General features: G+C 70.8%; 9 protein-coding genes and 1 pseudogene. All 10 read right to left on the reverse strand.

All coding sequences use genetic code 11. From position 1 onward, the window contains the following. Positions 1-160: 160 nt before the first annotated feature. The 10 genes and pseudogenes from sbnA to JM949_RS02535 all read right to left on the reverse strand — a co-directional run bounded on the left by sbnA (position 161) and on the right by JM949_RS02535 (position 14,589). Positions 161-1,144 (reverse strand): 2,3-diaminopropionate biosynthesis protein SbnA, encoded by a 984-nt coding sequence (gene sbnA, locus JM949_RS02495; protein ID WP_203146834.1) that lies wholly within the window; start codon positions 1,142-1,144, stop codon positions 161-163. A 4-nt stretch (positions 1,145-1,148) separates the two neighbouring features. After that, a complete protein-coding gene (gene sbnB, locus JM949_RS02500) occupies positions 1,149-2,213 on the reverse strand; it encodes a 2,3-diaminopropionate biosynthesis protein SbnB (protein WP_203146835.1) in 1,065 nt (354 codons plus the stop codon). Between the two features lie 27 nt (positions 2,214-2,240). After that, on the reverse strand, positions 2,241-3,347 hold the full coding sequence (locus JM949_RS38390) for a non-ribosomal peptide synthetase (RefSeq protein WP_203146836.1): 1,107 nt from the start codon (positions 3,345-3,347) through the stop codon (positions 2,241-2,243). Continuing rightward, positions 3,296-4,612, reverse strand: coding sequence for a non-ribosomal peptide synthetase (locus tag JM949_RS02510; RefSeq protein WP_203146837.1), 1,317 nt, complete (start codon positions 4,610-4,612; stop codon positions 3,296-3,298). The genes JM949_RS38390 and JM949_RS02510 overlap by 52 nt, the downstream gene beginning before the upstream one ends. Positions 4,613-4,979: 367 nt before the next feature. Continuing rightward, entirely contained in the window at positions 4,980-6,233 is a 1,254-nt protein-coding gene (locus JM949_RS02515; RefSeq protein WP_203146838.1) for a cytochrome P450, read from the reverse strand. 53 nt (positions 6,234-6,286) lie between these two features. Beyond that, complete coding sequence (locus tag JM949_RS02520; RefSeq protein WP_203146839.1) at positions 6,287-7,294, reverse strand: glycosyltransferase; 1,008 nt, start codon at positions 7,292-7,294, stop codon at positions 6,287-6,289. A gap of 188 nt (positions 7,295-7,482) precedes the next feature. Then, positions 7,483-7,623, reverse strand: a pseudogene (locus JM949_RS39525) (glycosyltransferase); the annotation flags it as partial. 232 nt (positions 7,624-7,855) lie between these two features. After that, positions 7,856-9,013, reverse strand: coding sequence for a sensor histidine kinase (locus JM949_RS02525; RefSeq protein WP_203146840.1), 1,158 nt, complete (start codon positions 9,011-9,013; stop codon positions 7,856-7,858). 145 nt (positions 9,014-9,158) lie between these two features. Further along, complete coding sequence (locus JM949_RS02530) at positions 9,159-10,361, reverse strand: NYN domain-containing protein (protein ID WP_203146841.1); 1,203 nt, start codon at positions 10,359-10,361, stop codon at positions 9,159-9,161. Between the two features lie 247 nt (positions 10,362-10,608). Then, positions 10,609-14,589 carry a PA14 domain-containing protein gene (locus JM949_RS02535; RefSeq protein WP_203146842.1) on the reverse strand — a complete coding sequence of 1,327 codons (3,981 nt, stop codon included), beginning with the start codon at positions 14,587-14,589 and terminating at the stop codon, positions 10,609-10,611. Positions 14,590-14,756 lie beyond the last annotated feature (167 nt).

Raw genomic sequence — 14,756 nt, forward strand, 5'->3', positions numbered from 1 at the left:
GGCGGGGTGGTGACGCCGAACCCGGCGCGGCCGAGGAGCAGCCCGCGCCAGCCGGCGGATCGGGGTCGAGCCGGTGCGCCGACCGAGCGCCACCCGCGCGTTCGGCCGGCGGGCGGCCTACGCTCCCGGGTGTTCGATCAGGACCAGACGCGACCGTCGGTCAACGTGGGTGCACCAGGGCCTCATCTGCTGCCAGCGCCTCAGATCCGTATATCTCACGGATCCAGCTCTGGTGGAAGAGCGTGTCGAGATACCGCTCGCCCAGGTCGGGCGCGATCGCCACGGCCGAGGCCACGCCGAGCAGGCCGTGATCGGTCAGCCAGCGCCGGGCGCCGCTGAGCACCGTGCCGGTCGAGCCCCCGAAGAGAAAGCCCGCCCGGGCCAGGCGGTGACAGGTACGGACCGTCTGCACCTCTGGCACGTAGATCGTGTCATCCACCAGCGACTGGTCGTAGATGCCCGGGCGGACTCCCGCGCCGAGCCCGGGAATCATGCGGGGGCCAGCCGGCCCGCCGAAGGTCACCGAGCCCTCGCTGTCGACGGCGACCACTGTCACCCCGGGCCGGTGCTGCCGGAAGTATCGGGCGCAACCCATCAGCGTGCCGGTCGTCCCGGCGCCCACGAACAGCACGTCCAGCGCCGGGAAACTCCCGGCGATCTGCGGCCCGGTGGTGCGGTAGTGCGCCTCCCAGTTGCTCGGGTTGGCGTGCTGGTTGAGCCAGACGTACCTGTCGTCGGAGGCGCACAGCCGGCGCACGTATCCCAACCGCGCACCGAGGAAACCCAGCTCGGGATCGGGCTCGGTAACGACAGTCACCTCACCGCCGAGCGCCTCCATCAACTGGCGGGTGGCCAGGTTGCAGCGCGGGTCGGTGACGCAGACGAACCGGTAGCCCCGGTTGGCCGCGACCACGCTCAGCGCCACGCCGAGATTGCCGGACGAGGACTCCACCAGGATGGAACCGGGCGACAGCACGCCCGCGCGTTCGGCCGCCTCCACCATCTCGGTGGCGGCCTTCAGCTTGATCGACCCGGCGAAGTTGAACCCCTCGCACTTGAGGTAGACGGGCAGGTCGATGACGGTGCGCAGATCGACGTAGAGGTCGTCCACGTTGAATTGATGGGCAGCGGAGATGACGGGCACGGCGTCACCCGGGTAGGCGCGCCGGCGCCACGTCGTCCCCGTACCGCCGCAGCTCCTGGAAGAAGTCGGGTACGGTCTGCAGCCGCCCTGACCGTGCCAACGCGTCGTGGACGTACTGGCCGACGGCGAGGTCCAACACGCCGAGCCCGAACGGCGAGAAGACAGTGGTGCGATCTCCGGAGTGCCGCGCGACGGTGCCGTTCAGCACGTCGACGAGCGTGCCGTCGATGAAATCCCGGCCACCGGTCACCTCCTCGGCGAGGTGCACCGAGGTCTGCGCCTTCAGGCAGTGCTCGACGTCGTCGACGATGTTCCTCGCGCTGAGGATCACCTCCGGCGACAGGTCGCGCAACGACAGGTGCAGCACCAGCGGATGGCCGCTGAACAGGTCCGGGTCGCTCACGTGCGGCGTACCCGCCGTCGTCGCGAACACCACCAGATCGCTCGACCGGAGCAGCTCCTCGGCGCTGGAGCGAATAGTCACCGGGCCGCCCCCGGCTCGCCGCACGTGCTCGGCGAACGCGCCAGAGTAGTCGGCGTCCAGGTCGTGCACGCCGATCTCGTCGAATTCCCACCCGGTCTTCACGAAGTACCGGTGGACGTACCGGGCGATGAGGCCGGTGCCGAAGTAGCCGATCCGCCGGGGGCGGCCGGCCGTCGGGCACAGCCGCTCCGCGGCGAGCACCGCCGAGGCCGCGGTCCGGGTGGCACTGATGATTGACGACTCCAGGCAGGCGAACGGGTAGCCGGTCGTCCGGTCGTTGAGGATCAACACCGCCGAGGCGCGCGGCAGACCGTCGCTGATGTTCGCCGGGAAGCTCGAAATCCACTTGATGCCCGCCACCGGCGCCTTGCCGTCGACCGCCGCCGGGAGGGCGATGATGCGGGATCCAGGGTCGTCGGGAAAGCGCAGGAAGTACGACGGTGGGTTGACCGTCTCCCCCGCCCCGTGCAGCCGGTAGGTGGACTCGACGAGTTGCACGATCTCGTGCTCGCCTCCGGTCAGCACCTGCTCCACCTGCGCGCCGGAGACCACCGAGAACGATGGGACCGATGCTGTCTCAGACATCCATACTCCTTCGCGTCCGTCGACCGCTCAGGTGCGCTCGACCAAGTCGGCCAGGTCAGCCAGCACCGGCCGGCGGGTGACGTCGCTGAGCGAAAACGCGCCGTCGAGTTTGACGATCATCCGGATCGCCGTGATCGATGTGCCGCCGCTGTCGAAAAAGTGATCGTCACGGCTTACCTCATCGAGGCTCATGTTCAGTACCTCTGCCCAGGCGGCCGCGAGGCGCTGTTCTGCCGAAGTTCGCGGCCTGGGGCGAGCCGCGGCGGTACGCGGCCGGTCGGCCAGCCACGCCGCGAGCGCCTTCTTGTCGATTTTCCCGTTGTCGGAAGTGGGCAGCGACTCCCGACGGTGCAGCACACTGGGCACCGCGTACTCGGGCAACCACCTGCCGAGAGCCGCGCGTACCTCCTGCTCCGGGACGTCGTCGGCACCGGTGGCGTAGAACCCGGCCAGGGCCCGGTCGCCGCCGGCTTCGCCGGTCACCACCACCGCGCTGCCGCGTACCCCGGCGACGCGCAGCATCTGCTCCTCGATCTCGCCCAGCTCCACCCGGTGGCCGCGAATCTTCACCTGCGCGTCGCGGCGGCCGAGAAACTCCAGCTTGCCGCCGGCTATCCAGCGCCCGATGTCGCCGGACCGGTAGAGCCGCTGTCCCGGCCGGTGCGGATCCCGCAGGAAGACCGCGCCGGTGCGTTCCGGATCGTTGATGTAGCCGCGGGCCACGCACACACCGGAAAAGACGATCTCGCCGGGCGCACCGAGCGGAACGAGTTCGAGGTTTTCGTCGACGACCCGCGCGGTGACGTTCTGCACCAACCGGCCGAGGGGCACCCGACGGTCCTCGGGCGCCCGGTCGAGCACCTCGTGGTTCGTGTCGTCCGAGGTCTCGGTCAACCCGTACGCGTTGACCAGCTTGATGTCCGGGAAGCGCCGGAACCAGCGGGCCGCCAGCTCCCACCGCAGCGCCTCGCCGGTCACCGAGACGAACCGGACCCGGCCCAGACCACCCGGGCGCTTCTGCAGGTGGTTGAGGATGACCTCGAGGTAGGACGGCACCAGCTGGACCACCTCGACGCCGCCGGTCACCACCTCATCGGTGAACCGGGCCGCGTCCAGGATGACGTCCTGCGGCACGATGGTGGTGCGGCCACCCACCATCGGGCGGCCAGGAGCTGCCACAGCGAGATGTCGAAGCACTGCGGCGCGGTCTGCGCCACGACGGTGTCCGGCCCGATGCCGAGGTCCGCGATCTTCGCGAGCAGATGGTTGAGCATGCCCGCGTGCTCGCACATGACCCCCTTCGGGCGGCCGGTCGAGCCCGAGGTGAAGTAGATGTAGGCGAGTTGGTCGGCCCCGACGCGCACGCCCGGGTCGTCGTCGGCGTAGCCGTCCAGCGCGCTCGGATCGAGGACCAGCCGCGGCAGTTGGGGGACCACCTCGTCGCGGTCGCTGCCGACGGTGACCGCCAGTAACCGGCAGCCGCTCTGCTCGGTCATGGCATGGATCCGGTCGGCCGGGAAGTGCGGTTCGATCGGCAGGTACACCGCGCCCGCCTTGAAGATGCCGATCACCGCGGCCATCCACCAGGAGTCCCGCTCGGTCATCACTCCGACCACGTCCTCGACGCCGAGGCCACGGTCGGCCAGCGCCCGAGCGACCCGGTTGGCCCGCCGGTTCAACTCGGCGAAGGTCAGCGTGACGGTCCCGGCGGAGACGGCCACCGCGTCCGGCCGCAGGCGGACCTGTTCCTCGAACAGCTCCGCGAAACGCCGATCCGGTAGCTCCACGACCGGCCCGCTGAACTCGGTCAGCTGGGCTGCCTGCTCCTCGTCGGAGACCAGTTTGCACCGATGGTGGTCGCCGGCCAGGCCCTCGGCCAGCGACTCGAGCGCGCTCACGTAGTAGCCGACCAGGCGGGTCGCCTGGGCCGCGTCCAGCACGTCGTGCCGGTGGCTCAGGTGCACCGACAGGTCAGCTCCGACACCGTGGAACTGAACCTGCAACTTCACGCCCCGCGGTAGCGGAGACGGCGTCGGGGCGTCCGCGCCGTCGGCCACGACGGTGTCGACACCATCGGTGGGCTCGCTCGCCGCCGTCTCCGCCCGCCGCACGCGATCCAGGAGGTCCTGCCACGAGCCGTCGGGCACGTCGATCCGGACCGGTCGCAGGTCCGCGCCGGGGTCGGAGCGGAGGGCGGTCACGACCGCCGTCTCGCCGGTCAGGGTGCGCAGTACCCGGGCATGCGCGGCGAGGAGCACCGACGTCATCGGTACGCCCGTGGCCGTGGCCAACTCGACCAACCGTCCGGCCACGTCGGCCGCGAGGCGCTGACTGCGAATGCCGACCGACAGCGCGCTCGACGTCTCGCCTGGGGTCCACCAGACGATGGGTGCAGCCATGGATCGCCTCCTCACTCGCCGTCCACCTGCGGGGACGCGGTGCCAATTTAGCTTCGGGCCAGGTCGCTGGCCGGTTCGGATCGAAGGATCAACATCGCCACCGGGAGCATGAAGCCCGCTTGCCTCGGCGGCGTCCTTCTGCTACTCGCGTGGCGACATCCGGGAGACCGCTTCAGCGGAACGTCCACACCGGCGCGTCCTCCAGGTGATGGTCGCCGGGCTCGGTCGTTCCGCCCCGGGACGCCCCGCCAGCGCATGGTGGACTGGCGGGGGCCGGGTGGCACCCGGGGAGATGCGCAGCGACCTGCGCGGCGCTACCGCGAACCGGGGTGGGTCAGCGTGTCGAATCCCGCGCCCGGGTCTCGTGCTACTGCCCGCCGGAGGCCAGACCGGCTTCGTCGGCGGCGAACCGGACCGGTAGGTACGACATGCCGGTCATGATGTTGGAATGGATGCGCCGGGGCGTGCCGGTGACCTCGAAGTCGGTGGTGAAGGTGCGCAACGCGTCGAGCATCTCCTTGACCTCCACCCGGGCCAGGAACGCGCCGAGACAGAAGTGCGGTCCGTAGCCGAAGGTCACATGCTTGTTCGGCGACCGGCCGAGGTCCAGGACGTCCGGGCGGTCGAAGGCCGTCTCGTCGAGGTTGGCGGAGCCGTTCCAGAGCGTCACCACGTCGCCCTCCGCGATGACACCGCCGGCCACCGGAATGTCGGTGAGCGCGCGCCGGCCGAAGCTCATGGCGGGCGTCGCCCAGCGCAGGACCTCCTCGGTCGCCGACTCCAGGCTCACCGAGCCTTCCTTGAGCCGCCGCCACTCCCCCGGGTCGCGGCTCAGCGTGTAGACGGCGTCGATCATCGTCAGCCGGCTGGTCTCGTCGCCGCCCAGGATCAGGCTGTAGCAGTTGAAGACGATGTCGTGGTCGGACAACGGCTCACCGTTGATGGAACTCTTGGTGAGCACGGTCAGCACGTCGTCCTGCGGGTCGTTTCGCCGCTCGTTCACCAGGTCGTTGAAGTACAGCAGGATCTCGTTGCGGGCGAGCCAGGCGTCCTCGGGAGTCTGGTCCGCCTCGTCGGAGCTCAGCGCCGACTTCGACAACCCGTGCAGATAGGAGTGGTCCCGCTCGGGCACGCCGAGCAGGTTGGCGATGGTGCTCAGCGGGATGAGCGCGGCGACCTCGGCGGCGAAGTCGGCCTCGCCGCGTCGCACCGCCTGTGAGACCAGCTCCCGGGTGTTGCTGCGAACCAGCTCGGCCACCTTGGACAGCGCCCGCGGTGAGAATGCCCGCAGCATCACGTTGCGCAGATCCTTGTGCCGCTGGCCGTCGGTCACCGCCAGCATCTGCCCGGACGCCGTGTCGCCACCCGCCAACAGCGTCACCAGGACGTTGCCTCGCTCGGAGGTGAGCCGCTGGTCGTCGCGGTAGAGCGCCATCACGTCGGGGTAGCGGGTCACCACCCAGAAGCCGGGCTTGTCGTCCACCGGGCGGTGCCAGTACAGCGGATGCTCGGTACGCAGGCGGCGCCAGAACTCGTGCATGTCGTGCTCGAAGTACGTGTTCGGGTCCACCAGATTCACTGCCGAAATCTCATCCGGCACGGCGGTGAGTTGATCACTCATATCGTCACCATTTCTGCTCAGGCGGGATCGGCCGGCGACGCGCTGGCCGGCGCTCAGGCCCGGGCGAGCACGCCGGTGCTGGCGGCCCGCTCGACGACCTCCACGGCCAACGCGGTGCCGGGCTCCGCCTGGATCGTCTCGCGGACCCGGCCCGCGGCGGCCCGCAGGGATTCGTCGGCAACGAGCCGCCGCATCCCCTCGGCGAGCGTCGACGCGGTGAGCTGCTGCTGCCAGATCGGCGCCAGCCCGGCGCCGGTACGGCGGACCCGCTCGGCCCACATCGCGGTTTCCCGGAACATCGGACACGGCAGGGTGGGAACTCCCGCCGCCAGGGCGTAGTGCGCGGTACCGGTCCCGCCGGAGTAGACCATGCCGGCGATTCGCGGATTGAGCCAGTCGAACGGCACGTTGTCCACGACGAACATGTCGTCGGTCGGCTCGTCGATGACGATGCCACCGCCGCCCCGGACCACGACGGCTCGCACACCGGCGGCGACCACCGCCTCCCGGATCATCCGGCCGGTCGCGCCCGGATCGGGGTTGGTCACGCTGCCGAACCCGACGGCGACCGGAGGGGGGCCGGCGGCGAGGAAACGTTCGAGCCCCTCCGGCGGGTTGTAGTCGGCGCGGGCCGGGAGGAACGGAAAGCCCATGTTGTGCACCGACGTGGGCCAGTCCGGCGCGGGTGGGCAGAGCGCGGTGCTGAACATGTGCAGCATCGGCACCCGCCGCCCCTGCGGGTCCGTGAGCCGGTCGTGCCGGCCCCGCCGCAGGGGCAGACCCAACGACTCGACCCGCCACCGGTCGACCACCTTGCGATTGGGCACGATGAGGGTCGACATCAGGTGGCTGAGCCGGTTCAGGGTCTTGGGCAGGTTCTTGGCCTGCAACGCCATGTTCGGGTAGTACCGCGAGGGTTGGTAGAAGGGGTACAACTCGGCCACCACACGCGGAACACCCATCTTCTCGGCGACGAAATGGCCGAAGTCGGAGTTGGCATGGGTGTGCACGATGACGTCGGGCCGATGCGTGCGTGCTGCCTGGTATTGCTCCTCGGACATTGTCGAGAAGAGCGTTTTCTGGATCGGCCGACCCGTTCCATGAGGGCCTTCGCCCGTACCTTGAGATCCCGGGACTGCTCCTTGGTCATGAGACCGAGCGTCTGGAAACCGTGCATGTACATCAGATACTGCACTTCGGGCTCTTCGAGGAGCTTGAGATTGGTGTCGTCGCGCGGGAAGAAATCGATCCCGTATTCCGCGGCCGAGGCCGCCGAGGGCGCCGGAGCTGCCAGCACCGCCTGGTGACCGGCCTGGACGAGGGCGTGCCCGAGCGCCAGATACGGCTGTACGTCTCCTCGACTGCCCCAGGCGTAGATCAGCACCTTCATAGCCGCCCCTTAGGATCGCTATCGCATCGGCCAATACCGTTGCAGGATGCTATAGGCCGGTCGGGGCGCTGACGTGTTGGAACAAGACTTTCGATACCGCCGCCCGGTCCGCGCCGGCAACTGAAGGCTGGCACCTGGGGCGACACATCGATTCGTCGGCAATTGCGTCCACGGGACCGTTACCCGTTATGACAGGCTCAGCCCCGTTGCCGGCGCGAGGAGCCGCCCGCTGTCAGCGGCAGCGCCGCGGTGACGCGCCAACCGCCGCCGGGCGCGGCACCCGCGACGAGTGTGGGCCGCCGAGCGCCTCGGCGCTGGCGGTCAACGCGAGCAGTCCCGAGCCGCCGTGGCGACGCCCCCCGTCGCTGGCCCCACGTCCAACGACTGTGCTGTTCACGACGCTCGCCTCGAGCACGTCCTCGACGCGACGCACTGTGACCCGGACGCAGTCCGCAGCCGGCGCGTGGCGGCGGATGTTGGTGAGCGCCTCGACCACGATGCGGTAGATGGTGATGCCCACCTCGCGAGGCGTCGCCTCATCGACCGCCACGTCGATGTCGGCGATCACCTGGGCGAAGCTCGACGCCTCGAAGCGGCTCACCAACGCGGGCAGGTCCCGCACGCCGCGCTGCGGGGTCAGGGCCACCGGGTCGTCGCTGCCCGTCTCGTCCCCCAGCATGTGCACAGTTCGGTCGAGCGAGGTGAGTGCCTCCAGCCCGGTCTGCTCGATCTGCCGGAACATGGCGACCGCCTCGGCCGGATCCCGCTCGGCCACGATCTGGCCGGCCTGCGCCTGGGCGAGCATGGCGCTGATGTCGTGCGCGACGAAGTCGTGCAGGTCACGCGCCAGCCGGGCTCGCTGTACGCGCCGGGCGTCCTGGACGCTGCCGGCTCGCTTGTTCTCCAACGCGCGCAGGTACAGCCCGACGACGCCAGCGCCGACGGCTGCCAGCCCCCAGATCGTGCAGCCGGCCAGCGTTTCGAGGGTCAGACTGGGCGAGCCGAAGCGCAGCACCCAGGTCGCCATGCCGACGCCGGCGGGGAACACCGCCGGAAGCACCAGCCGGGCCGGCACGTCCCGGACGATCAGCACGATCAACCCCGCCAGCGCACCGATCTCCAGCAGGGCGAAGCCGATGTCCGGGGAGTCGGCGTGCGCCGGGCGGTGCAGCAGCACGGCGCAGGCGGTGGCGGCCGTGGAGGTGACGCCCGCGCCCGCGGCGAGCAGCGGGTCCCGCAGCGCCCAGCGGGACCGGGTGACGAACACGACGCCCAACGCCGCCAGCCCGACCACCGCCGGTAGCACCACCAGCACCGCGAAGGAGACCACCGCCGCACCGGCCGCCGCCACCGGCGCGGCCATGGTCACCTGCCCCGCCGACACGGGCATCCGCCCCCGGCGGCGGTTCTCATGCGGCGATCGTACGACACCGCACCGCCGTCGTTCGGCGTCGCGACACCAGCGGCGTTCGGCGTCGCGACACCACCGTCGCGCGGCCTCCGACCCGCCGTCCGGACCGGACGGGTCGGACGGGTCACGCCCGCTCCGCCTCGACCGACCGGGTCCGGGCCTCGGTGGAGACCGGTTGCGCCTGACCGGCCGGCCGCGTCTCGCCCCGTCCGCAGACCGGGCAGACGGCGGTCCTTCGCCGGAGGTGGTAGGCGTACGTCGCGGCACCGAGAGCGAAACCCCACAGTGGCCAGAGCCAGGCAGGCCAGGTCATGGCCCAGGCCTCCGGCTTGAGCCCACGGATCGCGTCCATCCGGATCTCCATGATGCCGGCCGGGATGATGAACACCGCCACGATCGTGGCCGGGATGATGGCCAGCAGCGGTGGGACCCGCTTGCCCGCCTTGAACCAGATCCAGCGCGGGTAGATCTCGCCCCACCGCTGGACGAGCCCCAGGGTCAACACCGCTCCACCGATCGCCATCAACGCGATGAGCAGGCCGCCGAGGAACATGCCGCTGTGCTTGTTCTCCTCGTAGAAGTCCCGTGGGATGCCCAACGGCCAGCCGACGGCCCAGGCGATCCGAGTGGCCGCATAGAGGCACGGGATGGTGAACGCGACCCAGACGGCCCAGCGCCCCCACCGCAGCGCCTGCCCCGGCGAGGTCCAGTTGGGCGACGCCGAGTCGGCCCGACCGCAGACGTCGCACACGTCGGACGTGCGTCGCTGGTAGGCCGTCGCGGCCATCCCCCACAGCAGCCCACCGATGACGATGACCAGCAGGTTGAGCCGCGGCCAGGGCAGGAAGGCGCCGACGCTGTTACCGCCCGGCATGCCGAAGATCGGCGAGACGATGATGAACGGGATCCGGGTCAGCAACATCAACAACCGATAGTCCGGGATGATCAGGCACAGGCAGGCCGCGACCGTCCAACCGAACGTGAGCAGCACCCAGCGCAGCGCTCCCCTGCCGATCCCCCTGGCCATCAGCACCCCGACCAGCACGCCGATCACGCCCAGGGCCACGATGATCGGGCTGGCCACGGCGGAGCGGGCCCCGTCGAGGATCAACACCTCCTCGGATTCCGGGTCGCCCTCACCGAACGGGAACCCGGCGCCGCCCAGCGCCCAGAACAGGCCCAGCGCGCCGTAGCAGGCCGACCAGGCGGCCGCGGCGTATCCGGCGAACCAGGGCCAGTTGGACCACCACCGTCGCCGGACGCCCGGCTGAGCGGTCGCCGCCGCGTCAGCCGGCACCACCAACCGGTGCGGGTGCCCACGTGTCATAACGCCTCCTCGTATCCGCCCCGCCCGCGAACGGCCAGGGCGCGCTGCTCCTCGCTTCAGGCTGTCAACGGAAACGCCAACCGACCATGTGCCGTTCGGCAGGATTAGGGGCCTCCACCAGCCCGCGGCTGTGCCGGTCCGCACCCGACCCGGCCGTCCGCCTCGGGTCGGCTGCCGGACCACGCCAGCAGGTGAAACACGAATGGGGCCGCCGTCGCCGGCGGCCCCACCCATGTCACCTACCGGCTCAGCCGGCCCCACCGAGGTACTGCGGCAGCCCACCAAGGTCGGGCTGGTTCGGCTGGGTCTGGAACCCGTTCAGGTCAATCAGGTTGATCGGGTCGCCCTGTGCGTACTGGTAGGTCGCACCGCTCGGGTTGCCAACCTGGCTCATCGCCAGGGCACGCCCGGTCAGCTGATCCACGGGCGTCAGCGCCATGAAGACGGCCGACAGTGAACCCGCACCCTCGTGGTGCCGCCGGTACTGGCCGAGCCAGCCGAATTCCTGCCCACGGGGCTGGTTCGGCGGCTGGTGGTCCGCGTCGACGCGGCCGTCCGCCGTCAGCGGAGCACCGTGCGGCGTGTACCGGTACAGGTCACCCGACTGGGCCCCGGTCGCACCGGTGCCGAGCGCCACGTCGCCGTGCACGTTCGGGTGGCTCCAGTACTCGTTGGCGCCGGTCAACGTCACCAGCACGCCACCGGGCAGGGTGAGCGTCCGGCTCAGCACCCGCCGGTCACGGTCCATCACCAGCGATTCGGTGATGTCGGTCGGGTTGACGTGCAGCAGCGTCACCGAATCGTCGTCCTTGGAGCCGGTCACCGTACGGGTGACGACCTGGTCGAGGACGTTGCGCCCGTAGGTCACCCGGGCCGGATCCGGCCCGGCCACGGCGATGCTCGTGAACCGCTCCGCGATGTCCCACCCGAGCGTGACCCGGTCCTTGTCGGCGGTGTAGGCCGCCGTGTGGCCGGAGTCGGTGTACGAGACCTCGCCGATCGTGTGGGCGCCCGACGCGGCCAGGATGCGGTCCGCGCTGTCGAAGCAGTAGCTGGTGACGGCCCGACCCGCGGTGGTCTCGTCGGCCACCGCGACGGCGTTGGAGTTGGCACCCGCGTTCGGCGCTGTGCCGGTGGGGCAGCTCGACGCCGACGCCGAGGTGTAGTCGTATCCGAAGTGGTGTCCGACCACCCACGCCTCGGTCAGTCGCCCCGCGGCGTCGTAGCGGTAGTTCGGTCCGGACGGACGGGCGTCGACGCCGGCGAGCTGGTCGTCGACCACGGTACCGGCCCTGGACCGCTCGACGGCGCTGACCACCCGCTGGCCGTTGCGCAGCGACCAGGTGAGCCGGGTGACCCGACCCGTCGCGTCCCGCCCGACCTCGGAGAGGGCGGTGCCGTTCGCGTATCGCACGGACCGCAGTTCACCGGCCGCCGAGTACTCGCTCGTCGCCATCGAACGTCCGCCGTACCCGACCGACAGCAGCCGCCCGGCGTTGTCGTAACGACGCGTTGTCGTCACCGGGTTGGCGCCGGCCGCTCCGGACACCGACTTGGTCACCACGCGGCCGGCCCGGTCGTACGTGGACTTGGTCTGCACCCCGTACACGTCGGTGTAGGCGATGGTGCGGCCGGCGAGGTCGGTGGTGGTGCGGATCGTCCCGGTCGGGTCGGTGGCGCTCATCGTCAGCGGGTCCCCGCCGGTCGCGTAGTCGTAACGACTGCGCCGCTCCGGTCCGGCCGCGTTGCCGGGAACCAGGATGCCGGTCGTACGACCCCGGTCGTCGTAGAAGCCGCACGCCCAGGATCCGCTGCCGAAGTTGACAGCGACCTCGAAGCCCCGGCTGTTGTAGACGTACCGGTCCTCGCGGACCGCGCCGTCGGCCGCCGCGGGCGACCTGGTCGACTTCAGCAGGCCCCGCTGGTTGACCTGCGCTGCCTGCGGATCACACGGGTTGGCCGTCGTCTCCGTCGGCCCGTAGTATGCGAAGGTACTGGTGGCGCCGTTCGGCGCCGAGATGCTCGCGGGCCGGAAGAACGGGTCGTACTGGGTGGTGCTGGTCAGCCCGAGCCCACCCGGGTCGAGCGTCCGGGTGGCCGGCAGACCGACCGCGTTGAGCCCGAGCGCGACCCGCTTGTCCGGCAGCCCGTCGGACTCGAGCGTCGTCGTGACGAGCGCGGTCCCGTCGAACTCGGTGCGGCTGACCGGCACCCGCTCACATCCGGCCGGCGGTCCGCTGACCAGATTGCCGTCGGGGCCGAAGCACCGCGTCGGCGCCGGGCCGTTCGTCACCGTGCCGGTCTGGGTGGGCACGGTCGCCGTCCGCCGCCCCGCCGCGTCGGTCTTGGTGAGCGGCTGGTCGGTGGGGGTCCAGGTGTACGCCGTGCTGACACCGGTTCCGTCGGTGTCGGTGAGCATGCGGCCGGCGATGTCCCGGGTGACGATTCGGGACGGTCTACCGGTGTCCAGTCCGGCGACCTGGACCCGGGTCTGGGTTTCGCCGTAGGTGTACGACCGCTGCGGTCGCTGCGACACGGCGCGGGGCAGGCCCGTCGGCTCGGGCGCCGACACCCGCAGTGCTCGGCCGTCGGCGTCGTACTGGACCAGGTACGCCGCGGCGTCGCTGTCCCGTCGACGCGGGTCCACCGCGATCCAGTCGGTCACCGTCGGTGGGCGCATCGCGGTGAGCAGGTTCGCGCCGTTGTAGCCGAAGTCAGTGATCTCGCCGCCGGGGTTGCGGATCCGGGCCAGCTGACCGTTCAGGTAGGACAGGTACGTCACCGAGCCGTCCGGCAGGCTCACCGCGCAGAGGTACCCGGCGGGCGCCGAGGTGTCCGCACAGCGCTCGTCCCCGGCGAAGTGATACTGCATAGACGGCTGCTCGGCGGCGAGAGTCCGGGCCGACCCGGCCGACTTGGCCGCTGCCGAGGTCGCCGCCGGCCCGCGCGGCGCGTACGCCGTCGGTGCCTCGGCGGACAACGACCTGACCAGGGGGTTGATCGGCCGCACTAACGGCGACGTCAGCGAATCAGCGGCCGTGGTCGGGGCGTCTGCCGGCACGGCAGCGTCCGCTTTCCTGGTCGTCGACGCGGCGGCCGGCTGGATCGCCTGCGGCGGCGGGTTCACCGACCAGCCGGCGGGCAGGACGCCGCCCGGCTGGGTGAGCCAGGACGCCGGCACGGGAGCCTGTCGCTTGCCGTCGCCGGTGCTGATCCACAGTTGCGCGAGCGCGGGCAGCGCGCTGGCCCGGTAGTCGACCTCGATCGGGTAGTCACGGTTCGCCTGCAGGGTCACCCCGGTGCCGTAGTCGACATGGCGAGGGCTGCGCGGCTCACGGTTCCAGGCGTCGAGGACCTGCTGACCATCGACCCGGATGCGCAGGCCGTGCCGGTACCCCCCACCCAACCGGTAGACGCCGGTGGTGGGAACCCGGATGGCGCCGGTCCAGCGGACCCGGAACGCGGTCCCCTCGATGCCCGGCGGTCGCTTGGCGCCACCGCCCCAGAACACCGACACCTGCGGCTCGTTGCGGACCAGGGCCGGCTTGTCCGCCTCGGTGATGCCAGCGGGCGAGTCACCGGTGTAATAGGACGCCCGCAACCCCTGACGGGCCGCGGCGAGCGAGTTGTAGCTGAACTGCGCCGCCTGCGGACCCATACCGGTCAGGACGTAGGAGGAGTAGAGCGCGGTCGTCACGTTGCCGGTGGAGAGGTTCACCGTCAGCGGGCCGGTGGTCTCGGTGGGGATGGGACCTCCGGGCTGCTGCGGACCGAGCCTCAGGTTCACGCTGAGGGTGCGGGCCGTTGCGGACGGCCCACCCGGATCCGACGAGCCGGTGCGGGCCGACGCGCTCCAGGTGTACCGTCCGCCGTCGGCCAGGACGCCGGACGGCACCGTCCACTCCACCCTGTCGGTCCACCCCGACGTGGCGACGCTGCCCTCCTCCGCGGAGCCGTCGACACCGATGCTGAACCGGTACTGCGTCGCGCCCTCGGTGGGCTGGATCCGCAGCACCGGACGCGCGGTGGCCACCGTGGCGCCGTCGCTCGGCGACACCAGCCTGGGCGCGGCCGTGGTGGCGGACGTCGCCCGGGCGGAGCCGGTACGCTCGGCCGGGGTGAAATCGGCCGCGTCGGGCCAGCTGATCGTGGTGGTCGATCCACGCTGGTCGAGCATCGGCACGTTGCCGGGCTTGGCCGCGGCGCCGGAGGCGTCAAGGTTGGGCAACAGCGGGATCGTGACACCGGTGGCCAGCGCGACCAGAACCGCTATCGGGGCTATCGCTCTTCGGTTCGACCATCGATCGAGAAACGACATCGTGACTCTCTTCTCGGTACGGGAGTGGGAGCGGTCGGGGGTGGGTGACTGCCACGGTTGGCCGTCGCCGGTGGCCC

Source organism: Micromonospora tarensis, from assembly GCF_016803395.1.
In the GTDB taxonomy this organism is placed as follows: Bacteria; Actinomycetota; Actinomycetes; order Mycobacteriales; family Micromonosporaceae; genus Micromonospora; species Micromonospora tarensis.